The organism is Collinsella sp. AM43-1, assembly GCF_003467925.1.
In the GTDB taxonomy this organism is placed as follows: domain Bacteria; phylum Actinomycetota; class Coriobacteriia; order Coriobacteriales; family Coriobacteriaceae; genus Collinsella.
Map to the genome: position 1 here is coordinate 1 of NZ_QSFR01000025.1, position 24058 is coordinate 24058.

Here is a 24058-nt window from a genome sequence, read left to right on the forward strand (position 1 = left end):
ATCGAAATTTATCGATGGCCTATTTCAGACTGTAATGGGGCTGATTTGTCTCGTTCACTTCTCGGAAAAGTATTAGACTTCGGTTTTTTGACCGTTGCAAAAGTCGATCCCTCGGCATAAATAAAGGGATAAGGCCATACGGCCCTATCCCTTTTTGCTAACTAAAGCAGCTCGTGCGCTACTCGCGGCACAGGTGCACGGCGAAGCCGGCGAACTCGCGCTTAAAGTACACGAGCTTGGTGCTACCGTCGGGCAGCAGCGCGCGCGACTCCTCGTTGACCTCGAGCCCGCGCTCGGCAAACCACTTCTCGGCCGCATCGATGTCGTTGACGGCAAAGCCAATGTGGCCCTTGGTGCCACGACCGTTCTGCTTCATAACCTCGACCAGCGAATCGTTAAAGTACGAAACCGGGGTCTCGATAACGGGCAGGCCCATCATCGTCGAGAACAGCTCCGCGATCTCCAAGGCGTCTGCCGGGTCGGCAGCGTTAATGCCCACATGGGCAACGCGCATACCAAAGAGCTCTACCGGATTGGCGTTCTGCTCACTCATGCAGGCAGCGCCTACTGAGCCATGACGTCAAGAACGGCCTTCTCGGCGGCAACGCGGTTCATGCCGGTCATGAAGGGCACGCCGCTCACGTACGGGCAGGTGAGGCCCTCGGGGGCAACGGTGGTGGCGATCAGCAGGTCGGCGCCCTCGTCGCAAGCGTCCTTGGCCTCGGAGATGGCGCACTGCACGATCTCATACTTGTCGGCGTAACCGTTGGCGTCGAGCAGGGTGGCGACCTTCTGGGCAACGAGCGTGGAAGTAGCAGCGCCAGCACCGCAAGCCAAAACGATTTTCTTCATAGGTAATGTCTCCCTTCATGGTTTACTTTAGGTAAGTGTACCGCAGCGAGCGATGGCACTCGGCCTCGATGAGCTTTTATGCCAGTTTGCTTGCGCGCTGCGTATAATACATCCAGTACGTGTTGTCATACCGCTCGCTTTATGAGCGACTAAGGACCCTAATATGCCCGATTCCCGCACACTCTGGACCGCCGTCGTTATCATCTGTATCGCCGTGTCGGTGTTCTTTAGCATCAAAAAACGCACCACGTTTAAGCGCCTGCAGCAGTTGATGGCTGCCAAACAGTGGGACGAGTTCGATCGTTTGCTCGACGGCAAACTCACCAGCATGCTGTACCCGCGCTACAACCGCGACTACCTGCGCCTGAACTCCTATCTGTTGCGCGAGGACCACGAACACGCCAACGAGATGTTCGACCTGTTGCTGGGACTCAACCTGCCCAAGATGCAGCGCGTCGACCTGGTGATCAAAGCCTTTAACTACTACGTTGGCCAGGAGGACCGCAAAAAGTCCAAGGAGTTGCTGCACGAGATCAAGGGCTTTGAGGGCGGTCAGGCCGAGGCGGTCGCGCACGAGTGCCAGCTGATGTACGACACGATGATCCTCAAGCGTCACAACGACATTCCCGAGCTGGAGCGCATGCTCGAGGATGTCGGCGACGACCCGGTCAAGCGCTGCCGCTTGGAGTACCTGCTGGCCCTGCAGTACCAGAACAAGGGCGACGAAGCCAAGTTTGCCGAGTACTTGGAAAAGTCAGGCCAGCACTCGATGGCCGTCAACGCGTAACGGACGGCTTGTGCTAGACTTCTAGTCTCACGGGGGCGTGGCGGAATTGGCATACGCAGGAGACTTAAAATCTCTCGCCGCAAGGATTGTGGGTTCGAGTCCCACCGCCCCTACCATGTAGTGCTTACGAGCCCGTGTCCCCCAGGGATGCGGGCTCGTTTCTTTTGCACGCCGGTGGGGCTCGAACCCGCGAGGGGGCGAGCGTTAAGCAAACGCGGAGCGTTTGTAGCGAGCCGGCGAGGGCGCCGGCAGGCGACCGAGGCCGGTGCGTATTTGCTGCGCAAATTCGCAGACGTCCCACCGCCCCTACCACGCATTGTTTACGAGCCCGTGTCCCCCGGAGACGCGGGCTCGTTTCTTGTGGATGCCGACACGGATGATAAGTTGCGGTGGAATAGTTCTTGTTTATGCTGTTTACCAGCCTATTTAAGAACTATTTCACCGCAGCTTAGGTTGATACTCCCACATTTTTCGATGGAAGAACGTGGTTGTCTCGCACATTTTTCGATGGAAAAACGTGGTTGTCTCGCACATTTTCCAAGGGAAACGCGCATATGGCCTTATACTAGCCGAGAGGGTTGGGAGGCAATATGCAACGACAGCTTATGAGTGAACTTATCGCTTGGAAATCAAGGGCGAATCGCAAACCTCTCTTGCTTAAGGGAGCCCGCCAGACAGGAAAGACGTGGCTTCTTAACAAATTCGCAAGCCAGCAGTATCGAAACGTCATTCGTTTTGACTTTATGCTCGAGCCGAGCGCACGTTCGCTGTTCGATGGGGACCTCGACCCCAAGCGCATCATCTCCCAGATAGAACTCCTAAGTGGCCAAACCATAACGCCGGCAGACACGCTCATCATCTTCGACGAGATCCAAGAGGCGCCACACGGGATCACCTCGCTCAAGTACTTCAACGAACTTGCACCCGAATACCACATCGTAGCAGCCGGCTCCTATATGGGTCTCGCGCTCCGACGCGAAAACGAGTCATTTCCCGTCGGCAAAATCGACCAGCTCACCATGCGTCCCATGGGGTTTGCCGAGTTCGTTCGTGCCGTCGACGGCAACCCGCTCGCCGACGCCATCCTTGCCGCAGACATGAACCTTCTAGCAAACGTTACCGAAAAGCTCGAGCACTTGCTCAAGGAATACCTTGTTGTCGGTGGTATGCCCGAAGTTGTCTCCGCTTTCGCCGAGACACGCGACTTCATCGAAGCCCGAAGGCTTCAGCAGCAAATCATCGAGGCTTACGAATCCGATTTTGGCAAACATGCACCCGCCCGCATCGTCGAGCGCATGAGGTTGGTTTGGAAATCCCTTCCCGGCCAGCTTGCCAAGGAGAACAAGAAGTTTGTCTATGGCGCCCTTCGCCCCGGAGCGCGCGCACGCGATTTTGAGGAAAGCCTCCAGTGGCTCGCGGACTACGGAATCGTTCATAAGGTTCCGCGCGTTTCTGCCCTCAGAGCACCGCTCTTGAGCTATGAGGATCTCTCGGGCTTCAAACTATTTTGCATTGACACCGGCATCCTTGGAGCGCTCTCCAGCCTCCCCCCGACCATCGTCCTAAACGGATCCGCTGTTTTCACTGAGTTTAAGGGCTCGCTCACCGAGCAATATGTCGCACAGGAACTCTTGCTGCAAGGCAAAAGTCCTGCGTACTGGTCCTCTACCTCCGGCAATGCCGAAACCGACTTTGCCATCGACCATGCGGGAACCGTGCTTCCGCTTGAGGTCAAGGCGGCGGAGAACCTCAAAGCAAAGAGCCTGAAAATAGCCTGCGAAAAATTCAAGCTCATGCGTTGTGTGAGGACCTCCCTGGCGGCATATAGAGATGAAGGCATGCTCGTCAATATTCCGCTTTGGGAGATTGGGCAAATCGACAAGCTGGCATAGGCGCTGTGGGGACGCCCCGCAAGGACTGTCCCCAGGTGCCGGCAGAAAAGGAACGTCCCTAAGTGCCGGCTGTTGAGTTGCGGTGGAATAGGGACTGTTTGGGGCCCGAAAGGGCGATTTTAGTCCATATTTCACCGCAACTTATTGGAGGGCGCTGAGGCTGGGGGTCCAGCCGATGGTGGGTAGCTCACCGTCGAGAACCTCGTTAATGGTGGCGGCCATGCCGGCAAGCAGGCTGTTCTCGCTTACGGTGAGCGTGTCGTAGCCGCCGGCTCGCATAAGCTCGCGAATCACCACGGCACCAGCCAAGATCACGCCCGCGCGTTTGGGCTGTACACCCGGTAGCGCGGCGATGCCTTCCGCGTCCAACACAGACATGCGCTCGATAGCGGCCGAGACCTGCTCCAGCGACAGCTCGCGTAGGTGCACAAAGCTCGAATCGTACGGTTCCAGCTCGTGGACCAGAGCCACCAGCGTAGTCACCGTGCCGCCCACCGCGACTAAGCGTTCGGCGCGCTCAAAGTCGACAGGCAGGCCCTCAAAATAGGCGGCGAACTGCTCGCCTGCCCACGCGGCAGCGGCAGCAAGCTCGCCATCCGCGGGCGGCAACGCAGAGAAAAAGCGCTCCGTCACGCGACGGCAACCGATGTCCAGCGAGCGCGTTCCCTCCAGCGCAAAGACGCCGCGCTCCGGAGCGTATACGCCCGTCGCGAGTTCCGTGGACCCGCCGCCCGAATCCGCGACGATGATGCGCTCGCCGGCAAAGTCGTGCGCCACGCCAAAAAACGTCAGGCGCGCCTCGACCTCGCCCGGAATCACCTGTGGTTTGAGCCCCAACTCGCGCAGGCCGTCCAGCAGCAGCGCGGCATTGGACGCATCGCGCGCGGCACTCGTGCACGTGGTGCAGACGCACACGGCCCCAAAGGCACGGGCCTCGTCCACAAACATGCGGCACGCAGCGAGCACACGCTCGACAGCCGCCTCGCAGAAGCGCCCCGTCGCGTCCACGCCCTCGCCCAGGTCGGTAATCTCGGTATGCTTGGACGATTCCACAATCGCTCCGCCCTCGACCTGGGCCAACACCAGTCGCGACGACACCGTTCCCAGGTCGATCGCGGCCACCTTATAGCGTTTGCAATTTGTCATTGCGGGCTCCCCTCCGGGCGCTATTTGCCGTTGGACACGACCGTCTGACCCTCGACGCCGTTAAACCCAAACAGCATGTCGAGCGCCTGGATGTACCACGGCGCGTCCTTGCCGACTTCTTCGATTTCCTTGGCCACTTCGCTGGCCTTCTTGGCGTTTGAGGACTTTTTGCTCGACGACGAGTCCGAATCGTCGTCCAAGCCTAGCACGTCAATCTTCTTCTCGCCGGGCATCACCAGGCCCAGGTCCTCGGACGCCGCGTCCTTGATACCCTCCTCCGAGAGCAGCTTGTCGACGCTTTTTTGCAGCTCATCATTGTATTGCTGGCGAATCTCGACCTGCTTGGCCAAGATATCGCTCGAACGCTTTGCCACGTACAGATCGCGCACGGGAAAATACAGGCTCACGAGCACCAGCGCCACCACGATACCGATAAACAGCGGACGCAGAGAGCCATGCGTAAAGTCATAGATCGCCTTGACCACCGCGTTGTCGTTGGCGTAATGCATAAAGTCCGAGCCCGAAAGACGACTCGAGGGTCTGCTCGATTTGTCGTGTGCCTGAGTCGAGAGACGCGATGCATGCGACGAACGCGCCGGGCGCACTGGTCCATCTGCCAAAGTATTTGATTGGGCATTGGGGCGCGAGGTACTTGTCGGGCGCTGCGCGGGGCGGCCGACGCCGGCGTAGGCGGACCCACCGAGCTGCACCGTGCGCGCACGGTGCAGCGACGGCTCGCGCGAACCGGCGGAATAGTACCTGTTGTCGTAAATCTGATCCATGTGCGCCTTGTGCGGTTGAGGTTTGTTTGCGCTAAGTATTCTAGTTATAGCACGAGCGCCCGCACCGCCTTCGCCAGCCTTTGCTCGTCATAAAAAAGGCGCTGAGCCATATAGCCCAGCGCCCACAGCGCTTTGCGGCGTCCAGCCAAGGCGGGGCGGAACCGAGTCAGCCTCCCCCTCGCCAAATTCGCCCGTTTAGCGAATGTTGTAGAACGCGGCCTTGCCGGCGTAGCGCGCGCTGCCCTCGAGCTCGTCCTCGATGCGAATGAGCTGGTTGTACTTGGCGATACGGTCGCTACGGCACGGGGCGCCCGACTTGATCTGGCCGGCGTTGACGCCCACGACCAGGTCGGCGATCGTGGAGTCCTCGGTCTCGCCGGAGCGGTGGCTCACGATGCAGGCGTAACCGGCCTCCTTGGCGGTCTCGATGGCCTCGAGCGACTCGGTGAGCGTGCCGATCTGGTTGACCTTGACCAGGATAGCGTTGGCGGCACCCAGCTCGATGCCCTTCTTGAGGCGCTCGGTGTTGGTGACGAACAGGTCGTCGCCCACCAGCTGCACCTTGTTGCCAATGCGGCGGGTAAGCTCAACCCAACCGTCCCAGTCCTCCTCGGCCATGCCGTCCTCGATGGAGATGATGGGATAGGTGTCGACGAGCTTCTCCCAGTAATCAACCATCTGGGCACTCGTGTACTCCACGCCCTCGCCCTTGAGCTCGTACATGCCGGTTTCGGCGTTGTAGAACTCGGTCGAGGCCGGGTCCATGGCGTACATGAAGTCGACGCCGGGCTTAAAGCCAGCCTTCTCGACGGCCTTGGTAATGTACTCGAACGGCTCGGCATTGGTCTTGAGGTTGGGCGCAAAGCCGCCCTCGTCGCCCACGCCGCCGCCCAGGCCCGCCTCGTGCAGCACGCCCTTGAGGGTGTGGTAGACCTCGGCGCACCAACGCAGGCCCTCGGCAAAGCTCGGGGCGCCCACCGGCATGATCATGAACTCCTGGAAGTCGACGTTATTGTCGGCATGCACGCCGCCGTTGAGGATGTTCATCATGGGCGTGGGCAGCAGATGGGCGTTGACGCCGCCCAGGTACTGGTACAGCGAAAGACCCGCCGACTCGGCAGCGGCGCGGGCGACGGCCAGCGACACGCCCAGGATGGCGTTGGCACCGAGCTTGGTCTTGTTGGGGGTACCGTCCGCGGCAATCAGCGCGGCATCGACGGCGCGCTGGTCGAAGGCGTCGAGGCCCACGACGGCGTTAGCGCACTCGTTATTGACGTGCTCGACGGCCTGCGAAACGCCCTTGCCCAGGTAGCGGCCCTTGTCGCCATCGCGCAGCTCGCATGCCTCAAAGGCGCCGGTCGAAGCGCCCGAAGGCACCATCGCGCGGCCGAAGCTGCCGTCCTCGAGCACGACCTCGACCTCGACGGTGGGGTTGCCGCGACTGTCGAGTACCTCGCGACCGTAGACATCCAAAATATCGCTCATGTTGTCTCCCTCTCACTTGGAAACGGGTTGAATGCTTGGCGACACGGCTTGCACGCTACAGTGGCGCGCAGGTTCATAAGTTAGCCTTATCGCACTTTTTGCATTATGCCCTAAGTTAGCCAAGAGATACAATCTTTTTGAAAAATAATGGGGGCGATGAGAAAGTCCGTCCCGTCGCCCCCGCAGTCTTACTCCTCTGCCTTTGCGGCATCCCAGAGGTCATTGAGGCCGTGGGTCGAAAGCTCGGCCAGATCCACGTGGGCGTCGGCCGCCATCTGCTCCATCGCGGCCCAGCGGCGGCGGAACTTTGCCGTGCTGGCACGCAGGGCGCTCTCGGCGTCGATTCCCTCCTTGCGCGCAACGTTGACCAGGGCAAAGAGCAGGTCGCCAAACTCCATCTCGCGCTCGGGCGAGCCGGGAGCCTCGGCCTCAAACTCGGCACGCTCCTCAGCGACCTCGTCCCACACGTCCTGGACCGTCTCCCACTCAAAGCCCACGGCAGCCGCCTTGCGCGACACCTTCTGAGCCTGCATCAGCGCCGGCAGGTGCGTGGGCACGCCGTCGAGCAGACCCTCGGGCGCAGCCTCGCCTGCCGCCACGGCCTGGTCTTTGGCGGCCTTCTCGGCAAGCTTGACCTCGTCCCAAATCTTGAGCACCTCGTCGGAGCTCTCGGCATCCGCATCGCCAAACACGTGCGGGTGACGACGGATGAGCTTGGCGTCGATATCGCGCGCCACATCGGCAAGCGTAAACTCACCGGCATCCGCCGCAATCTGCGCATGCAGCACCACCTGCATGAGCACATCGCCCAGCTCCTCGCGCAGATGCGCCACGTCGTCCGCCTCAATGCAATCGAGCGCCTCGTAGGCTTCCTCTATCATGTTCTTGCCAATGCTCTGATGCGTCTGCTCGCGGTCCCACGGGCAGCCATCGGGCTGACGCAGGCGCCAGATGGTCTGCACCAGATGCTGCAGCTCGGCCGACGCGTCGACCAGCGTGGACAGGTCGCGCGAACCCTCGGTATTTTGCTGAGCCATATGCTCGGCCATGGTTACTCCTCCTCCAGGATCACGTGACGGAACGCGCCGCCCTCGTAGATGCCGTAGCTGTGCGCACCGTCCTTGGGAATGCTCACGCTGCCGGGATTGAAGAGCCACAGACCCGGGTGCGCGGCGCTTTCCTCGTTAACCTTGATGTGCGTATGGCCGTAGACGAGCGCGGAGCCCTCGGGCAGCGCGGGCGCGTGGTCAACGCTGTTATGCATGCCGGCGCCAAAGACGTGGCCGTGCGTCAGGAACAGTTCACGTCCGGTCTCGTCGAATAGTGTGGCGTAGTCAGCCATGACGGGGAAGTCGAGGACCATCTGGTCGACCTCGGCGTCGCAGTTGCCGCGCACCGCGATGATGCGGTCGGCCAGGGCGTTGAGCAGCGGAATCACGCGTTTGGGAGCGTAGTCGCGCGGCAGGTCGTTACGCGGGCCGTGGTAGAGCAGGTCGCCCAGCAGCACAATGCGGTCGGGCTGCTCGGACTCGATGGCGGCGACCAGGCGCTCGGTCCAGTATGCCGAGCCGTGAATGTCGGAAGCGATGAGGTATTTCATGGGAAGTCCTTTCGGAGTGGGGCTGATGTGGCCGGGCGCGAGATGTCGCCGGCCGCGCTATTCAAATCGCAGTGCCGAGGCTTGTGCCGCCTGCATCACGCGCTGGAGCGGCACGTTATGCTCGCGGGCAAGACGGGCGCAGTCCTCGTACTCGGGCGCCGCACGCTCACTGCCGTCGGGCAGGGTGGCTACTTTGACGGCCACCTCGCCCCAAGGCGTCGCTACCTGCTCAAAACGACGCGGCAGGCAAACGCGTTCCATCACCTGGCGACGAACGGCGTTGGTCGTGGTTTCCAGAAAGATAATCGTCTGCAGGCGTTCGATATCCTCATGCGAGCAGATCACCTGCAGCTGCCAGCCGGGGCGGCCTTTTTTGCAGTAGAGGGGCAGCCAGTGCACCTCGCGGGCGCCCGCCTCGCGCAGGCGGTCGGCGGCATAGGCGAGTACCTCGGGCGACGCATCGTCGATGTCGCACTCCAGCTTGACGATGGTTTCGGGCGCATCGGTCTCGTGGGACAGCGGAGATGTACTTCCACGTTGCATACGGTCCGGATCCTTTCCGCACGGGCTCGTTTTATTCACCCAAACGCTAGCACATCGAACGTGGCACAGGCGTGACTTTCGTCCGTCGTCGCCCTTGCCCCTATCCAAACATGTACGTCAGCCTCCAAACATGTCATTTTTTGTCGGTTTTGGAGGCTGACGTACACGTTTTGGAGCGGGCCGCACACGATCAAAATTGCGCCCGCATTCCGTCCACCACAAAGTTCGCCGCACTCAACAATTTTGAACTTTCTACGCAGTTCATCGGCTAAAAATTACCCTCGGCATACTTACCCGCTGCACGATGTTACTCTAGTTGCATTTGGCTAACTAATCGGCTGCCGAGGACCCCGCCCGGCACCGTTACGGCATCGGAGGTTTCATGTTCGAGAAGCGGCTCTTCTCCCTGGTTCCGCAGGCAACGCCCTACATTGTGGCGAGCGTCCTGTTTAAATGGATAGCGCTCATGGCAAACATCACGGTGATGTGGGTGCTTGCGCGCATCTTGGGCGGCATCGTCACGGACGGTCTTTCCGCCGCGCTCGCCGTCGACGCCCTCGCACAGGCGGCCTTGCCGCTCGCCGCCGCCACCATCGTGCGCGCCGTCTCCATCTACCTGGCCCAACGCGCCGGCGACAAGGCCGCGTTCGAGGCCGTCCGCCGCGTGCGCTCGCTCGTCTACGACAAGCTCACCGCACTCGGCCCCTCCTACACCGAGACCGTCCCCACCGCCGAGGCCGTCCAGACCAGCGTCGAGGGCGCCACGCAACTCCAGGTGTACTTTGGCGGCTACCTGCCGCAGCTCTTCTTTGCGGGCTTGGCACCCATCACGCTGTTTGCACTGCTCGTGGGCCAGGCGGGTCTTCCCGCCGCGCTGCTGCTCGCCTGCGTTCCGGTCATCCCCGTCTCCATTATGATGGTCATGCGCAACGCCAAAAAGATCGGTGCCGAGTACTGGGGCAGCTATGTCGATCTTGGCGGCATGTTCCTGGAGGCCGTGCAGGGTCTCACCACCCTTAAGGTCTACCAGGCCGATCGCAGCTGGCACGAGCGTATCAACACCGAGTCCGAGCGTTTCCGCACGGCGACCATGCGCCTGCTGGTGATGCAGCTGCGCTCCATTTGCGTTATGGACCTGGTCGTCTATATGGGCGCCGCGCTCGGCATTATCGTAGCCACGCTGCAGCTCGCCACGGGCAAGATTGGCTTTGAGGCTGCCTTCCTCATCGTCTTTCTGTCACAGGAGTTCTTTTTGCCCATGCGCCGCCTGGGATCGCTGTTCCACACGGCCATGAACGGCATGGCCGCCTCGCGCCGCATGTTTGGCATTTTGGATACGCCCGAGCCCGAGCGCGGCGATGTTGAGCTTGACGGTCGCGGCGATATCGAGCTCGCGGGCGTGAGCTATGCATACGGCGACCGCACGGTGCTGGACAGCGCCAGCGCGACCATTGCGCACGGCTCGCTCGTGGCACTCGTGGGCGAAAGCGGCGGCGGCAAGTCCACGATCGCGGGGATTATCGCGGGCCGCAAGGGTGCCTACCGTGGCAGCGTTCGCATCGGCGGCGTCGAGCTGCGCGACGCCACGGCCGCCTCACTCATGCGCGCCGTCACCCTGGTGCCCACCAACGGTCACCTGTTTGCCGGCACCCTGCGCGACAACCTGCTGCTCGCCCAGCCCAGCGCCACCGATACCGAGCTTTTGCGCGCACTCGACCGCACGCGCGTGGCGGCCTTTGTGCAGGCCAACGGCGGGCTCGACATGGTGATTAACGAGGGCGGCACCAACCTTTCGGGCGGTCAGCGCCAGCGCGTGTGCATGGCCCGCGCCCTGCTGCACGACTCGCCGATCTATGTGTTTGACGAGGCGACGAGCAATGTGGACGCCGCAAGCGAAGCCGCAATCGGCGAGGTCATTGCATCGCTCGCCGGCGGGCACACCGTAATCGTGGTGGCACACCGCCTGTCGACGATCGTAGGCGCCGATCAGATCCTGGTGCTGGAGCGTGGCCGTATTGCCGAGCACGGGACTCACGGCGAGCTCTTGGCCACCGCGGGCGCCTATGCGCGCATGTGGAACAGCCAGGAGCAGCTCTCGGCATATGCGTATGCGGAGGATGATGCCGAGGACGTCGAAGATGCCGGCGCGGTTGAGGCTGTTGACGGCAGCGCTGCCTGTACCGATGGCCTCAACGGTGCTAGCTCGTCTTCCGCTGCCGCGGCGCTTGACTCCGGCCGCGTCCGTCGCTCGGCGCCGTCCATCATGTGGCGCATGATGGGGCTCGTCCGACCGCTTGCCGGCTGGCTTGTGCTAGCCGTCGCGCTAGGCAGCATTGGTATGCTCACCGCCGCGTTCGTGCCGGCCTTTGGCGCCCTTGGCCTTATGGCCGCGCTGGGCCGCAACGCCTTGGGGCTTGGTCTTATCGCAGCATGCGCGGCCTGTGCCGCCTGCGGCATCGCACGCGGGCCGCTCCACTACGGCGAGCAGCTCTGCAACCATTACATCGCATTCCGTCTGCTCGCACACATTCGCAACCTGGTGTTTGGTGCCCTGCGCCAGCTCGCCCCCGCCAAGCTCGAGGGCCGTGGCAAGGGCGAGCTCGTGAGCCTGGTCACCTCGGATATCGAGCTGCTCGAGGTCTTCTACGCGCACACCATCTCGCCCATTGCAATCGCTCTGGTCTGCACCGTTGTGTTTGAGGGCTTTTTGCTGGCTGTGAGCCCCGAGCTCGCGGGCATCGCGCTCGTGGCCTACGCGGTCCTGGGCGTGCTACTGCCCCTGACCTCGGCCAAGGCATGCGGCACCACCGGCCGCCAGAGCCGCGAGGGCGCCGGTAAGCTGGGCGCCTATGTGCTCGACAGTCTACGCGGCGCGTCCGAGACTATCCAGTTCGCCGGTGGCGCCGATCGCAGCCGTGCCCTGGCCAAGCTGACCGAGCAAGTCGGCGCCGTGGACGCGCGCCTCAAGCGCCGCCAGGCGGCCAGCGAGGCCGTAGCCGATGCGCTTATTCTTGCGGCCAATCTGGTGATGCTCGGGCATGCGCTGCAGCTGGTGGCTGCGGGAACGATTGATTTTGCCGCAGCGTTTGTCGCCGTCTTTACCTTTGTGTCGTCGTTTGGTTCGGTAATGGCCGTGAGCCGCCTGGGCGCCTCACTGCAGGAGACGCTCGCTTCGGGCGCACGCGTGCTCGATTTGCTCGACGAGCGGCCCCAGTGCGCCGAGGTCGCCGATGGACAGGACGTTGAGTTTGCCGGCGCCGCAGCCGAGCATGTGAGCTTTAGCTATGCGGGCGGCGTGGACGCGGGCGGTGCCGGCGCCACAGAGCAGGTCGCGAACGACGCCGCTGCGAATCTCATCCTCGACGACGTGACCTGCACCTTTGCGCCCGGTACCATGACCTGCATCATGGGGCGCTCGGGCTCGGGCAAGTCGACGCTGCTTAAGCTGCTCATGCGCTTTTGGGACCCCGCAGCCGGCACCATCACGGTGAGCGGTGTCGATGCCCGCCACATCAACACGGCGAGCCTGCGCAGCCACGAGGCCTATATGACCCAGGACACACATCTGTTCTGCGGCACCGTACGCGAGAATCTGCTGGTCGCGCACGCCAACGCCACCAATGCCGAGCTGCTCGACGCTTGCCGCTCCGCTTCGCTTACCGCCCTCATCGACCGCCTGCCGCAGGGTCTCGACACCCCGGTTGCCGAGCTGGGCGACTCGCTCTCGGGCGGCGAGCGCCAACGCATCGGCCTTGCGCGCATCTTCCTCAACGACGCGCCTTTCATCTTGCTCGACGAGCCCACCAGCGCACTCGACGCCCTCAACGAGGCGTCCGTAATGCAGGCCGTTGACGAGCTCAAGCGCCGCGGCAAGACCATCGTACTCGTAAGCCACCGTGCCAGCACCTGCGCCTTTGCCGATTGCTCGCTTTCGGTCGAGCACGGGAGGCTGAGCTAGATGGCGCGCACCGCCGACACACCGGAGCTGGCACGCAAACGTGAGCGCGAGGCCCAAATGGTGTCGCAGATGATTGCGCTGTGGTGTCGTGGGCATCATGGCGGCGGGCATGCGGTCGAACAGGCTGGCGACGATGAGCCCGTGCGCGTGAAGCTCGGCCTTCGGACCATTACGCTCTGCCCCGAATGCGCCGAGCTGCAGAAATACGCCATCGCGCGCATTGAGCACTGCCCGCACATGGGCACCAAGACATTTTGCTCGGCCTGTCCTTCGCATTGCTACCGGCCTGCCATGCGCGAGAAGATCCGCGAGATCATGCGCTGGTCGGGACCGCGTATGATCCGCTATCGCCCCATCACCGCCGTAAGACACGCGATGGTAACGGTGCAGGCCAAACGCGTGGCGGCACGAAGCAAGTAGTCGCCGGCGCCGGCACGCGCCGCCTGCCCTTTCCAGTCGGTTTCGACTTGCAGCGTTCCCGCCGCGCCGAGGCTGCGCCATTACAATGAAGCGGATTCGCTTGACGCAAAGGAGTCACCATGCCCGCCTGCCCGCTGGTCGATTGCCATACTCATACCTCGTTCTCGGACGGGCACGCCTCGTTCGAGGACAACGTCCGTGCCGCTGCTGCCGCCGGCTGCCGCGTCATGGTCTCGACCGACCACCTTACCCTGCCCGCCAGTATGGATGCTAACTGCGAGGTGCAGGTCGTCGAGGGCGACTTGCCGGCACATCGTTTGTCCTTTGAGGACGCCCGCAAACTCGCCGCGCAGATTGCGCCGGAGCTCACCTTTATCTACGGTTTTGAATGCGATTGGTACGAGGGCTGCGAGCCCTTGGTAGAGCACTGGTCCCAGGGCGCCGTCGTACGTCTGGGCAGCGTGCACTGGATTGGCAACCCGGGCGATATTGCGGCAGGCGCCGCGGGCACGGCAGGGACAGAGGACGTCGCGCGCCCCGATACACCCGATTCCCTTTGCGGTTGGATCGACGACGATACCAACCTGCATGTTTGGGAAAACTTAGGCGTGCGCGGCGTGTGGGAGTGCTACGTCGACGACTGGTGCCGTGCTTGCGAAAGCTCACTCAACTTTGACGCGATGGCCCATCCCGACCTGGTCATGCGCTTTTCGAAGGACGGCTTTGCACCCGACTTTGACCCCGCGCCGTTTTGGGAGCAGATGGCCGAATGCGCCCACGATACGGGTCGCCGCGTTGAGGTCTCGACCGCCGCACCGCGCAAGGGGCTCGACGATTACTACCCCGCGACCGGGCTGTTGCGCCGCTTCGCCCATGCCGAGGTGCCCATCACCTTTGGCTCGGACGCGCACCGCGCCTGCGACATCTGCTGGAACATCCGCGAGGCCCAGGCCCACGCCTACGACTGCGGCTACCGGGCCTTCGATATCCCCCACCCCACCGGCGAATGGGAATCCACGCCCCTCGCCTAACTAGTCGTTTAAGAACGTCCCCAATGACTAGTGGCGGCGGGCGTTGAGTTCGCCGGCCAGTTCGTCGAGGGTGATGCCGTAGCGCTCGAGCGTCACGAGCAGGTGGTAGATCAGGTCGCCGGCCTCGTAGCGGATGTGATCGTGGTCGTTATCCTTGCAGGCCATGATCACCTCGCTCGCCTCCTCGGCAAGCTTCTTGAGAAGCTCGTCCTCGACGTCGGTCAGCAGACGCGCGGTATAGCTCTCCTGCGGCGATGCGTCGCGACGACCGTGAATCACCTCGGCCAGTCCCGTCAGCGTCTCACCGATGTTTCCCGGCTGCACGTTAGCTGTTCTGACTCCCATGGTTATTTCCTCTCGTTACTGCAGCGTAAAGTAGGTACCGGTCTCATCGAACCGAGGCTTTGCGCCCTTTTTCTCAAAGAACTCGACGATGACGGCATGGGCCTCATTGAGCCTTTCCTTCTCGGCCTCGAGCCAAAGCGACTGCACCCCGCAGGCATCAGTCAGGTGCACGCGGCATGGCACGCCCGCGCGGAGGAGCTCGGTGTTGCATTCGGCGACTTCGAACGGCGTCACGACCTTCATCGTGTTCCCCCCCCCTTACGCGCTTAAAGAAGCAGGTACGGTTGCCGGTATGGCAGGCCGGGCCCGGTGAGTCCACTTTGACCAGCAGCGTATCGCTATCGCAGTCGGCCCAGAGCTCCTTGACCTCCTGCATGTTGCCACTCGTCGCGCCCTTGTTCCAGAGCTCCTGACGGCTGCGACTCCAAAACCACGTGGTCCCGGTCTTGAGCGTCAGCCCCACCGATTCCTCGTTCATCCAAGCAACCATAAGCACCTCACCGGTGTCATACTGCTGAACCACGCAAGGAATCAGCCCGCGGGCGTCGTACGTAAGTTTTGAAGGATCGGTTATCTCTTCCATTTCTCTCCCCAAATTCAAACTTCGCAGGTCGGCGAGGGTTGTCCAGGTGCCCGAGATTCCGAGCGACAAGCCCGACGACGCGTACTTAAAGTACGCGAGGAGGGTTGGAGCCGGAAGGTCGGGCGCCTGGGCAAGCCGCAGCACTAGAAGTCCAGCCTCACAGGGATGCCTTGGCTGGCCATATACTCCTTCACCTGGCGAATGCTGAAAGTTCCAAAGTGAAAGACGCTGGCCGCCAGTACGGCGTCGGCTTCGCCCTCGATCACGCCCTCGGCAAAATGCTCGAGCGTGCCCACGCCGCCGCTCGCGATGACGGGAATCGGCACCGCACGCGCCACGGCGCGGGTGAGTGCCAGGTCGAAGCCAGCCTTGGTGCCGTCGCGATCCATGCTGGTGAGCAAGATCTCACCGGCGCCGCGACGAGCCGCTTCCTCGGCCCACGCCACCGCATCGATACCCGTGGCGTTGCGACCGCCCGCCGTGAAGACCTCCCACTTGTCGGCATCCGGCTGACCGGGCAGGCCCACGCGCTTGGCATCAATCGTCACGACCACGGCCTGGCTGCCAAACGCCGCGGCGGCCTGGCTGATCAACGACGGATCGCGCACGGCGGCAGAGTTAAGCGACACCTTGTCGGCACCGGCGGCAACCATGGTTCGCATGCCCGCCAAGTCGCGGAAACCGCCGCCCACGGTATAGGGAATAGCGAGCTCCTCGGCCGCGTGCGCCGCCATCTCGATGGTCGTCGCGCGGTTGTCGCTCGTCGCGGTAATGTCCAGGAAGACGACCTCGTCTGCACCCTCGCGGTCGTAGGCGCGCGCCAGCTCCACCGGGTCGCCAGCATCGCGCAGGCTCACAAAGTTGACGCCCTTGACCACGCGGCCGTCCTTAACATCCAGACAGGGAATCACGCGTTTGGCAAGCATGGGCTACTCCTTCCCTCGGGCGGCGGCCAACGCCTGGGCCAGCGTAAAGTTGCCCTCGTAGAGCGCACGACCGGTAATGGCACCCTCGATGGCATCCTCGCCCACCGCGGCCAGTGCGCGGATATCGTCGAGCGTCGAGATGCCGCCCGAAGCCACGACGGGAAAGCCCGCGACCTCGGCCACATGGCGATACGCCGCCACGTCGATGCCCGTCTGCATGCCATCGCGCGCGATGTCGGTATACACCAGATGCTTAAAGCCCAGCTCGGTGAGCTGCGCCACGGCGTCGTCGAGCGCCACACCCGCGCCGTCGCGCCAACCATTCACCTTGACCTGGCCGTCACGGGCGGCAATGTCTGCCACCAGTAACTCGCCAAAGCCTTGGGCCGCCACCTCGGCAAAACCCGGCTCAGTCACCAGCACGGTGCCCAGTGCGATGCGACGCGCGCCGTAGCCGGCCAGCTCGTCGATGCGCGCGAGCGAGCGAACGCCGCCGCCCACGTCCACGGACAGGCCGTCGACGCTGCAGATGGCCTTAATCGCCGCCGAGTTGGCAGCGCACGCGTCCTCGTCCTCGCCAAAGGCAGCGGACAGGTCGACGACATGCACCCAGCTCGCGCCCTGCTCGGCAAACGAGCGGGCGACGGCCACGGGGTCGTCGGAATATACCTTGCAGCGGCTCCGGTCGCCGCACTCCAGGCGCACGACCTTGCCGCCGATCAAATCGATTGCAGGAAACAGGATCATCGGCCAACCTCCTCGACGATGTTGACGAAGTTCTTAAGGATGCGCTGACCAAGCGCGGAGGATTTCTCGGGATGGAACTGACAGCCCCACGCGTTGCCGTGACGCGCGATGCACGGGAAGCTCCGCGTGTAGTGCGTGCGCGCCAAAACATCAGCGGCATCGGCGTCGTCGGCCACCGCGTAGCTGTGGGTGAAGTACATGTTGGCACCCTCGGCAAAACCGGCGAGCAACGGATCGGCCGAACCGGCGGGCGTCATGTGCACCTGGTCCCAGCCCACGTGCGGCACCTTCAGGCGGCTCGACTCCAAGCGCGTGCACGAGCCGCGCATGATGCCCAGGCCATCGACCCAGGGGCCGCCAGACTGCTCGGGGGTGCCGCCATCCGCGGCCACGCCCTCGTCCGCAGGCACGCCCTCGTTGCCGCGCTCAAAAAAGAGCTGAAGGCCCAGGCAGATGCCGAGCAGCGGAGTTCCGGCGACAACGGCACCGAGCACCGCGTCCGCCTCGCCGCTCTGGCGCATAAAGGCGATCGCGTCATAGAACGCGCCCACGCCCGGGATGACCAGGCCGTCGGCGCGGCGGATCTGCTCCGGATCATCCGATGTACAGGCGGCGGCACCGGCGCGCGCAAGCCCGCGCACGACGCTCGACAAGTTGCCCTTGTGGTAGTCGACCACCACGATCTTCGGTTCGCCCACGCGACCCCTCCTCCTCGTCTTGTCCAAAACCACCACAAAGGGGACAGGCACCTTCGTAGTGGTTTTACCTTTGTAGCGGTTACAGCGAGCCCTTGGTGCTGGGGATGCCCTGCGCGCGGGGATCGAGCTCGCAGGCGTGGCGCATCGTGCGGCCCACGGCCTTAAAGGCGGCCTCGATAATGTGATGCGAGTTACCGCCCGCCAGTTCGCGAACGTGCAGCGTGAGCTTGGCATCGCGCGCGAAGGCGTAGAAGAACTCGACGGCCAGCTCGGTATCAAAGCTGCCCACGCGCTCGATGGGCACGGGCAGCTCGCAGTAGGCCTGCCCGCGGCCCGAAATATCAACAGCAGCCATCACAAGCGTCTCGTCCATGGCGATCGCCGCGTCGGCAAAGCGCGTAATGCCCGCCTTGTCGCCCAGCGCCTGACAAAACGCCTCGCCCAGCACAATACCCGTGTCCTCGACGGTGTGGTGCGCATCGACCTCCACGTCGCCCACCGCGTGCACCGTCAGATCGAACAGACCATGGCGGCCAAAAGCGTTGAGCATGTGGTCGAAAAACGGCACGCCGGTCGAGATATCGCACACGCCGCTTCCGTCCAGGTCGAGTTTTACGACAATGTCGGTCTCGCCCGTCTTGCGGGTTACCTCGGCATAGCGGTCCATCTACATCTCCTCCTTCACCAGCGCGGCAAACGCGGCCAGCACCTCGTCGTTTTCCTGCGGGGTGCCCACGGTAATGCGCAGGCAGTCCGCGAGCCCCGGCGCGTAGCTAAAGTCGCGCACCAGAATCGAATACTCGTCGCGCAGACGCTCGCGCACACGCGTGGCATGCGGCGTGCGCACGAGCACAAAATTCGCCGCGCTCGGCCATGCCTCCACGGGCATGCCCTCGGCAGCCATTGCGCGCAGGGTGCACAACTCGCGCTCGCGCTCGGATGTAACTTGCGCCACCACGGGTGCATACGCATCGCGGGCACGCACGCAGGCAAGCGCTGCGGCCTGGCTCAGCACATTGACCGAATAGATCTGGCGAATCGCCGCGAACACATCGATGACCTCGGGCGCCGCGATCACATAGCCCAGACGCGTGCCGGCAGCGCCAAACGCCTTGGACAGCGTATGCAGAATCACCAGGTTGGGATGCTTAGCGATAAGCCCTTGCGCTGTGGTTGCCGCGCCAAACGAATCGTCGGCAAACTCAACATAGGCCTCGTCGACCATCACCATGCCGGGGCATGCATCGCACAGGGCCGCGACAAAGTCGAGCGGCACCACATCGCCCGTGGGATTATTGGGCGAGGTCACGATTGCCAGGTTGCACTCGGACGCCGCCGCAAGCACGGCTGCCTGGTCGAGCTCAAAGGTCGCGGGGTCGCGCCACACGTCGCGCACCTCGGTCTGACAGAGCGACGCAAAGAACGCATACTCGCTAAAGCACGGCGGGCAGTTGAGCAGGGTCCGTCCCGCGCCGCCAAACGCCAACAGGTAGTTATAGAGCAGCTCGTCGCCGCCGTTGCCCACGCAGACATTCTCGCGCGCCACACCATGCCAAGCGGCAAGCTCGTCACGCAGATCGTTGGACATGGGATCGGGATAGCGGTTGAGCGGCGTGGCAGCCAGGGCGGCGTCGACCGCCTCGCGCACGCCAGCCGGCACGGGATAGGTGTTCTCGTTGGCCGAAAGGTTGATGCGCGTGGGCGTAAAGTTGGGATCGTAGGGCTCAATACCGGCCAGGTAAGGCTGGACGAGCTCCTTCATGCGAGGCGTGAGTTCGGCCATATTAGGCCTCCCCGCCGGTTACGCCAGCGCCATCTGCGCCTGCAGCCGCCAGGTCCACGCCCTCGGCAACCGTCGCCACGGCGTCGCCCGGCCAGGCAACCTTGGTCAGGTCGGCCGCGGCGAGCGACTCGGCGCTCACGGCATCCTCGCCCTGCTCCAACACGCGGCGGCGCAGTGCGGCCGAAAGCGCGTGCGCCCACAGGCCCTCGGCCTCGGCCAGACGCTGCGTAGCGGGAGCGTCGGAGAGCAGGCCCTCGGGCGTATAGCATATAACGCTCGAGCGCTTAACGAACTCTTCGACCGAAAGCGGGTTGGAGAACATGGCCGTGCCGCCGGTCGGCAACGTGTGGTTGGGACCGGCAACGTAATCGCCGAGCGGCTCGGAGCTCCAAGCGCCCACAAAGATGGCGCCGGCGTTGCGAATGCCGCCGAGCAGGCCCATCGCATCCTTGCAGTGCAGCTCAAGGTGCTCGGGCGCCACGGTGTTCACGGCCTCGACGGCGGCCGCCATGTCGGCGGCCACCACGATGGCGCCTTCGTTATCGAGCGAAGCGCACGTAATCTCGGCACGCGGGGACTGCGCTACCAGAATGTCGATACCCGCCTCGACCTCACGCGCAAACTGCTCGTCGCAGGTCACCAGATAGCAGGCCGCCAGCGGATCGTGCTCGGCCTGAGCCATCAGGTCGGCCGCGACCACCATAGGCTTGGCCGTGGCATCGGCCAGCACGCAGACCTCGGAGGGACCGGCGACCATGTCGATACCCACGTCACCCGAGACAATCTGCTTGGCAGCGGCAACAAAGGCGTTGCCCGGGCCGGTGATTTTGTCGACGCGCGGAATGGTCTCGGTACCGTACGCCAGCGCGGCCACGGCTTGGGCGCCGCCCACCATATAGATTTCGTCCACGCCGCCGAGCTTGGCCGCCGCGAGCGTATACGGGCTAATCAGTCCATCCTTTTGCGGCGGGGTCACCATAACCACGCGCTTGACGCCGGCGACCTTGGCGGGAATGGCGTTCATGAGCACGGTGGAGGGATATTGCGCGCGGCCGCCCGGTACATAGATGCCGGCCGCCGCGAGCGGGGTCACCTTAACGCCGAGCATCGTGCCGTCCGGGCGCGTGGTAAACCAGCTCTGCTCGACCTCGCGCTGGTGGAACTCGCGAATCTGGCGCGCAGCCTTTTCGAGCGCGGCGACAAAGGCCGGATCGAGGCCTTCGAGCGCGGCATCGATCTGCTCCTGCGGAAGACGGAAGCTCTGCAGCTCAACACCGTCAAAACGCTGGCAGTAATCGCGCACCGCGGCATCGCCGTTGGCACGCACGTTGGCCACGATATCGCGAGCGGCGTCGACGATGTTTTGCGGCAGCACGCCCTTACGGTTGAGCTGGTTGGTAACGAGGCGCTCACCGGGAGCAAGCTTGATGGTCTTCATTTCGGTATCCCCTATCGGTCGAGGTTGTGTTCGAAAAACGAGAGACCGGGCGGCGGCGCCAATCGGCCCGCAGCCCGGACGTTGGGGCGCCCGTGCGTGCTCGCGCTATTGTGCCGAGCCCGCAACGGGCTCAAAATGCTTGTCCTTCACGGCTGCCGCCAAGCAATCTGCCAGATTGCGTACGCGCGGATCCAGACGTGCGGCACCCGGATTGACAAAGAAGCGGGCCGTGCAGTCCATAATGCGACCAGTAATAACGAGGTCGTTATCGCGCAGCGTGGCGCCCGTGGCGGTAATATCCACGATGCGATCGGTCATGCCGACGATGGGACCCAGCTCAATGTTACCGTGCAGCGAGACGATATCGGCGTTCACACCGCGCTCGGCATACCAGGCGCTCGCGATGCGCGGATACTTGGTGGCCACGCGAAGCGACCCGCGGCGGGCATAGTTGCGCTCGGCCTGGCCGGCGCGCCACGCGGGCTCCGCCTCAATGAAAGTGCACAGGCCGTAGCCCAGATCGACCAGCTGCAGCAAGTTGAGGTCGGCCTCGATAAGCGAGTCCCAACCGCAGATGCCGCAATCGGCACCGCCGCAGCCCACAAAGGCGGGCGCATCGCTGGGGCGCACGATGACAAACTCGATATCTCCGACCGCGCCCTCACCGGCACGCGTGTCGCGGCCGCGCACGATTAGGTGACGGCCCGGATCGCGCAACTCAGAGACGTCCAGGCCCGCGGCTTCGAGCACGTCGAGCGTATCGGCCTTGAGCGAGCCCTTGGGCACGGCGATGCGCAGCGGGCCCTCGGCGCCACGGCCCGCGGCGTGATCGCCATCGGAAGCAGCGTCCTCGGCCGAGGTGTGCGCAGCCTCCAGACGCTCGAGCGAAAAGGCGAAACCCGCCGCCGGTACCTCGATGCCGTCGCCAAATGCGCCGGTAAAGATGGAGTCGTAGCGTCCACCCGAACCGACCGGATCGGGCAAGCCACCGGCATAGGCCTTAAAGACCAGACCCGTGTAGTAATCGAACGAGTTCATGATGGAGAAGTCGAACGACAGCACCTGGGCGTCCTCGGGTGCCAGGCCCTCGACCAGGGCGCGCAGCTCGCGCGTGAGCGGCGCGACAATGCCCGCCGCCGCCAGAAGCACATCGACGCGGTCGAGTACCTCGGCGCCGCCGTGCAAGCGCGGCAGCTCGCTAATGGCAACCTTGACGGCATCGGACTCGGCGCTTGCCGCCACGCGGGCATCGAGGCCCACAAAGTCGTTGGCGTGCACGCAGCGCAGGGCCTCGGCAGCCAGCTCGCGATCCTCGCACGCCGCGAGCAGCTCCTTAAACGGACGCACGCTACCTGCGATAATGCGCGCAGCGGGCAGCGCCAGCTTGCGCACCGCCTCGGCCACGAGCGAGACAATCTCGACATCGCCCGCGGTGTCGCCCGCACCGATAAGCTCAAAGCCCAGCTGCGTAAACTGACGCGAGCCACCGGCATTGCGCTGGCACTCGCGAACCACCGGCGCCTCATAGCGCAGGCGCAGGGGCAGGTCGGCCGCGCGCATGCGGGTCGAGACCAGACGCACGATCGGCAATGTGTTGTCGGGACGGACCACCAGCAGACGGCCATCATCGTCAAAAAGCTTAAACGGCGTGTCCGCGATGCGGCCGCCTTCCTCGAGTGAACCCTTGTCCTCGAGCAGCGGCGTTTCGACCGGAAGGTAATGATGCTCCCTGAAGCAGCCCTTCACCGTCAGCGCAATCTCCTCGCGCGCCTGAGCCTCCTCGGGCAATATGTCCCGGAATCCCCACGGTGTGGCCGTCATCTGGTGAGCCTCCTCATGCTGTGCTTCGTATAGAACAGAAGACCGGCATAGCTCCGCCGGTCTTCTGGGTACTTTAGCATACTAGAGTGTTTGCGGGGAAAATCGTCTCCTTCGGCTCACAGCGTATTCATTTGGAAACATAGGGGCCGATTGCCGCAGCCCGACCCCACCTAGGCGCCAATCGCACGACGATACTCTGCCATTACCTGCGCATCGGCAGCTGCGGGGTCGGCAAAATAGCGCCCGTCATAGGTCTCGGCCGAAACAACTCCGCGATAGCCGCGCGCCACCAGCCTATCCAGGTCGGCGCGCATATCGCGGTCGCCGTCACCCCAGGCAAGATGCGTCGTGCCATCTGCCGCAACATCGACAAAATGCACGTGGGCGACATCATCGCCAAGCAGATCGAAATAATCGTCGATGGTATCCCCCGCCACCGCCATGGCGCCCATATCCAGACACGCCTTAAGTGCCGGATGGTCAACTGCCTCGATCATGCGCTTCGTGTCGGCCGCCGAGTTCACGATCATCGACTCAACCGGCTGTAGGGCCTCGAGCACCAGTCGCACGCCGCGTTCTCCCGCATGCTCGGCAATCGCACGCAGCATCGAGGCACTGCGACCCCACGCGTCCTCGATCGGCTCGTTCAAAAATGCCCAGCCGCTCGAGACCATGACCTGCTCGGCTCCAAGTTCCGCCGCGATATCCACAACGTTCTTAAAGTACGCGAGCGTGCGGGTACGCGCTTCATTCCCGCGCGCCGCGATATTCCACGGCTTGGGGTTGTTCTGTTCGGGACAAAGCCCCACAATCCGAACCCCATACCGCTGTGACAGCTCCCGCACCTGCTCGATCGAATCGTATCCATGGCAATCGACATACAGATGCATCGCCCCGGTCCAAAGCTCGCAACACGTGTAGCCCGAGGCTGCAGCCGAGGAAAAGAATTCCTCAAGGTAAAAATAACGATGGCTGATATTCATGACGGCAAGCTGCGGGTAGCTCATAATTACTCTCCAACCCAAACGAGGCCCCGTTCCATGTAGGAGCGGGGCCAAATTGCACAAACGTTATTTGCTCTTAGTAGTCGAACTGGTGATAGTAGCGACGGTAGTTGAGGTTGTGCTTGGTGACCGTCTCGTAGTAAGCGGCAAGGCGATCGGTGATCAGCGAGGAAAGGATCCACGGAGACACGATGACGCGGAACTCGTCGTCAAGGCC

24 protein-coding genes, 1 tRNA gene and 1 pseudogene are annotated in these 24058 nt (G+C 63.2%); 6 read left to right on the plus strand and 20 right to left on the minus strand.

The window, feature by feature from the left end:
* Positions 1-178: 178 nt before the first annotated feature.
* Together DW925_RS09350 and DW925_RS09355 are read right to left on the minus strand one after the other, a co-directional pair.
* Positions 179-553 carry a VOC family protein gene (locus DW925_RS09350; protein ID WP_117640416.1) on the minus strand — a complete coding sequence of 125 codons (375 nt, stop codon included), beginning with the start codon at positions 551-553 and terminating at the stop codon, positions 179-181.
* 11 nt (positions 554-564) lie between these two features.
* On the minus strand, positions 565-852 hold the full coding sequence (locus tag DW925_RS09355) for a PTS sugar transporter subunit IIB (RefSeq protein WP_117640417.1): 288 nt from the start codon (positions 850-852) through the stop codon (positions 565-567).
* A gap of 163 nt (positions 853-1015) precedes the next feature.
* On the opposite strand from DW925_RS09355, the gene DW925_RS09360 reads away from it, so the two are divergent.
* The 3 genes from DW925_RS09360 (at position 1016) to DW925_RS09370 (ending at position 3531) form a co-directional block, all read left to right on the plus strand.
* On the plus strand, positions 1016-1639 hold the full coding sequence (locus tag DW925_RS09360) for a hypothetical protein (protein WP_117790871.1): 624 nt from the start codon (positions 1016-1018) through the stop codon (positions 1637-1639).
* Between the two features lie 31 nt (positions 1640-1670).
* A tRNA-Leu gene (locus DW925_RS09365) sits at positions 1671-1755 on the plus strand.
* A 489-nt stretch (positions 1756-2244) separates the two neighbouring features.
* A complete protein-coding gene (locus tag DW925_RS09370) occupies positions 2245-3531 on the plus strand; it encodes an ATP-binding protein (protein WP_233539713.1) in 1287 nt (428 codons plus the stop codon).
* Positions 3532-3672: 141 nt separating this feature from the next.
* Here the strand turns inward: DW925_RS09370 and DW925_RS09375 are convergent, their stop codons facing one another.
* The 6 genes from DW925_RS09375 to larC form a co-directional block, all read right to left on the minus strand.
* The gene (locus tag DW925_RS09375) at positions 3673-4677 is read right to left on the minus strand and encodes a hypothetical protein (protein WP_117790873.1); all 1005 of its coding nucleotides are present in this window, start codon (positions 4675-4677) and stop codon (positions 3673-3675) included.
* Between the two features lie 20 nt (positions 4678-4697).
* Positions 4698-5459 carry a septum formation initiator family protein gene (locus DW925_RS10295; protein ID WP_233540267.1) on the minus strand — a complete coding sequence of 254 codons (762 nt, stop codon included), beginning with the start codon at positions 5457-5459 and terminating at the stop codon, positions 4698-4700.
* Positions 5460-5654: 195 nt separating this feature from the next.
* Positions 5655-6944 carry a phosphopyruvate hydratase gene (eno, locus tag DW925_RS09385; protein ID WP_117564903.1) on the minus strand — a complete coding sequence of 430 codons (1290 nt, stop codon included), beginning with the start codon at positions 6942-6944 and terminating at the stop codon, positions 5655-5657.
* 188 nt (positions 6945-7132) lie between these two features.
* Positions 7133-7993, minus strand: a complete 861-nt coding sequence (gene mazG / locus DW925_RS09390; protein ID WP_117790874.1) for a nucleoside triphosphate pyrophosphohydrolase — start codon at positions 7991-7993, stop codon at positions 7133-7135.
* Between the two features lie 2 nt (positions 7994-7995).
* Positions 7996-8544 (minus strand): phosphodiesterase, encoded by a 549-nt coding sequence (gene yfcE, locus DW925_RS09395; RefSeq protein WP_117790875.1) that lies wholly within the window; start codon positions 8542-8544, stop codon positions 7996-7998.
* 57 nt (positions 8545-8601) lie between these two features.
* Positions 8602-9087, minus strand: a complete 486-nt coding sequence (gene larC / locus DW925_RS09400; RefSeq protein WP_117790876.1) for a nickel insertion protein — start codon at positions 9085-9087, stop codon at positions 8602-8604.
* 382 nt (positions 9088-9469) lie between these two features.
* On the opposite strand from larC, the gene DW925_RS09405 reads away from it, so the two are divergent.
* The 3 genes from DW925_RS09405 (at position 9470) to DW925_RS09415 (ending at position 14496) form a co-directional block, all read left to right on the plus strand.
* The gene (locus DW925_RS09405) at positions 9470-13045 is read left to right on the plus strand and encodes an ATP-binding cassette domain-containing protein (RefSeq protein ID WP_117790877.1); all 3576 of its coding nucleotides are present in this window, start codon (positions 9470-9472) and stop codon (positions 13043-13045) included.
* Positions 13046-13465 carry a nitrous oxide-stimulated promoter family protein gene (locus DW925_RS09410; RefSeq protein WP_117654881.1) on the plus strand — a complete coding sequence of 140 codons (420 nt, stop codon included), beginning with the start codon at positions 13046-13048 and terminating at the stop codon, positions 13463-13465. It abuts the gene before it with no gap.
* A 119-nt stretch (positions 13466-13584) separates the two neighbouring features.
* Positions 13585-14496, plus strand: a complete 912-nt coding sequence (locus tag DW925_RS09415; protein ID WP_117759424.1) for a PHP domain-containing protein — start codon at positions 13585-13587, stop codon at positions 14494-14496.
* 27 nt (positions 14497-14523) lie between these two features.
* Here DW925_RS09415 and hisE read toward each other — a convergent pair whose 3' ends face one another.
* From hisE to DW925_RS10390, 12 genes and pseudogenes are all read right to left on the minus strand, one after another.
* The gene (gene hisE, locus DW925_RS09420) at positions 14524-14841 is read right to left on the minus strand and encodes a phosphoribosyl-ATP diphosphatase (protein WP_117583614.1); all 318 of its coding nucleotides are present in this window, start codon (positions 14839-14841) and stop codon (positions 14524-14526) included.
* A 15-nt stretch (positions 14842-14856) separates the two neighbouring features.
* Entirely contained in the window at positions 14857-15012 is a 156-nt protein-coding gene (locus tag DW925_RS10080) for a hypothetical protein (protein ID WP_158565766.1), read from the minus strand.
* Positions 14999-15424, minus strand: coding sequence for a phosphoribosyl-AMP cyclohydrolase (gene hisI / locus DW925_RS09425; RefSeq protein WP_233540268.1), 426 nt, complete (start codon positions 15422-15424; stop codon positions 14999-15001). The genes DW925_RS10080 and hisI overlap by 14 nt, the downstream gene beginning before the upstream one ends.
* Before the next feature lie 143 nt (positions 15425-15567).
* Complete coding sequence (hisF, locus tag DW925_RS09430) at positions 15568-16350, minus strand: imidazole glycerol phosphate synthase subunit HisF (RefSeq protein ID WP_117790878.1); 783 nt, start codon at positions 16348-16350, stop codon at positions 15568-15570.
* 3 nt (positions 16351-16353) lie between these two features.
* On the minus strand, positions 16354-17097 hold the full coding sequence (locus DW925_RS09435) for a HisA/HisF-related TIM barrel protein (protein ID WP_117790879.1): 744 nt from the start codon (positions 17095-17097) through the stop codon (positions 16354-16356).
* On the minus strand, positions 17094-17795 hold the full coding sequence (hisH, locus tag DW925_RS09440; protein ID WP_117790880.1) for an imidazole glycerol phosphate synthase subunit HisH: 702 nt from the start codon (positions 17793-17795) through the stop codon (positions 17094-17096). The genes DW925_RS09435 and hisH overlap by 4 nt, the downstream gene beginning before the upstream one ends.
* Before the next feature lie 79 nt (positions 17796-17874).
* Positions 17875-18462, minus strand: a complete 588-nt coding sequence (gene hisB, locus DW925_RS09445; RefSeq protein WP_117790881.1) for an imidazoleglycerol-phosphate dehydratase HisB — start codon at positions 18460-18462, stop codon at positions 17875-17877.
* A complete protein-coding gene (gene hisC / locus DW925_RS09450) occupies positions 18463-19578 on the minus strand; it encodes a histidinol-phosphate transaminase (protein WP_117790882.1) in 1116 nt (371 codons plus the stop codon).
* A gap of 1 nt (position 19579) precedes the next feature.
* Positions 19580-21016: a histidinol dehydrogenase gene (gene hisD / locus DW925_RS09455; RefSeq protein ID WP_117790883.1), complete on the minus strand. Its 1437-nt coding sequence runs from the start codon at positions 21014-21016 to the stop codon at positions 19580-19582.
* 105 nt (positions 21017-21121) lie between these two features.
* Positions 21122-22837: an ATP phosphoribosyltransferase gene (hisG, locus tag DW925_RS09460; protein WP_117790884.1), complete on the minus strand. Its 1716-nt coding sequence runs from the start codon at positions 22835-22837 to the stop codon at positions 21122-21124.
* A gap of 170 nt (positions 22838-23007) precedes the next feature.
* Positions 23008-23844: a sugar phosphate isomerase/epimerase gene (locus tag DW925_RS09465; protein ID WP_117790885.1), complete on the minus strand. Its 837-nt coding sequence runs from the start codon at positions 23842-23844 to the stop codon at positions 23008-23010.
* A 73-nt stretch (positions 23845-23917) separates the two neighbouring features.
* Positions 23918-24058, minus strand: a pseudogene (locus tag DW925_RS10390) (SIS domain-containing protein); the annotation flags it as partial.

Excerpts from the sequence above, each read along its gene's own strand:
- DW925_RS09370 (WP_233539713.1), top strand. The coding sequence starts at position 2,245 with ATGAGTGAACTTATCGCTTGGAAATCAAGGGCGAATCGCAAACCTCTC.
- hisI (WP_233540268.1), bottom strand. The coding sequence starts at position 15,424 with ATGGAAGAGATAACCGATCCTTCAAAACTTACGTACGACGCCCGCGGG.
- larC (WP_117790876.1), bottom strand. The coding sequence starts at position 9,087 with ATGCAACGTGGAAGTACATCTCCGCTGTCCCACGAGACCGATGCGCCC.
- DW925_RS09435 (WP_117790879.1), bottom strand. The coding sequence starts at position 17,097 with ATGATCCTGTTTCCTGCAATCGATTTGATCGGCGGCAAGGTCGTGCGC.
- hisF (WP_117790878.1), bottom strand. The coding sequence starts at position 16,350 with ATGCTTGCCAAACGCGTGATTCCCTGTCTGGATGTTAAGGACGGCCGC.
- DW925_RS09415 (WP_117759424.1), top strand. The coding sequence starts at position 13,585 with ATGCCCGCCTGCCCGCTGGTCGATTGCCATACTCATACCTCGTTCTCG.
- eno (WP_117564903.1), bottom strand. The coding sequence starts at position 6,944 with ATGAGCGATATTTTGGATGTCTACGGTCGCGAGGTACTCGACAGTCGC.
- hisC (WP_117790882.1), bottom strand. The coding sequence starts at position 19,578 with ATGGCCGAACTCACGCCTCGCATGAAGGAGCTCGTCCAGCCTTACCTG.
- mazG (WP_117790874.1), bottom strand. The coding sequence starts at position 7,993 with ATGGCCGAGCATATGGCTCAGCAAAATACCGAGGGTTCGCGCGACCTG.
- DW925_RS09350 (WP_117640416.1), bottom strand. The coding sequence starts at position 553 with ATGAGTGAGCAGAACGCCAATCCGGTAGAGCTCTTTGGTATGCGCGTT.
- hisG (WP_117790884.1), bottom strand. The coding sequence starts at position 22,837 with ATGACGGCCACACCGTGGGGATTCCGGGACATATTGCCCGAGGAGGCT.
- DW925_RS09405 (WP_117790877.1), top strand. The coding sequence starts at position 9,470 with ATGTTCGAGAAGCGGCTCTTCTCCCTGGTTCCGCAGGCAACGCCCTAC.
- DW925_RS09355 (WP_117640417.1), bottom strand. The coding sequence starts at position 852 with ATGAAGAAAATCGTTTTGGCTTGCGGTGCTGGCGCTGCTACTTCCACG.
- hisD (WP_117790883.1), bottom strand. The coding sequence starts at position 21,016 with ATGAAGACCATCAAGCTTGCTCCCGGTGAGCGCCTCGTTACCAACCAG.
- DW925_RS10295 (WP_233540267.1), bottom strand. The coding sequence starts at position 5,459 with ATGGATCAGATTTACGACAACAGGTACTATTCCGCCGGTTCGCGCGAG.
- hisB (WP_117790881.1), bottom strand. The coding sequence starts at position 18,462 with ATGGACCGCTATGCCGAGGTAACCCGCAAGACGGGCGAGACCGACATT.
- yfcE (WP_117790875.1), bottom strand. The coding sequence starts at position 8,544 with ATGAAATACCTCATCGCTTCCGACATTCACGGCTCGGCATACTGGACC.
- DW925_RS09410 (WP_117654881.1), top strand. The coding sequence starts at position 13,046 with ATGGCGCGCACCGCCGACACACCGGAGCTGGCACGCAAACGTGAGCGC.
- DW925_RS09375 (WP_117790873.1), bottom strand. The coding sequence starts at position 4,677 with ATGACAAATTGCAAACGCTATAAGGTGGCCGCGATCGACCTGGGAACG.
- hisE (WP_117583614.1), bottom strand. The coding sequence starts at position 14,841 with ATGGGAGTCAGAACAGCTAACGTGCAGCCGGGAAACATCGGTGAGACG.
- DW925_RS09465 (WP_117790885.1), bottom strand. The coding sequence starts at position 23,844 with ATGAGCTACCCGCAGCTTGCCGTCATGAATATCAGCCATCGTTATTTT.
- DW925_RS09360 (WP_117790871.1), top strand. The coding sequence starts at position 1,016 with ATGCCCGATTCCCGCACACTCTGGACCGCCGTCGTTATCATCTGTATC.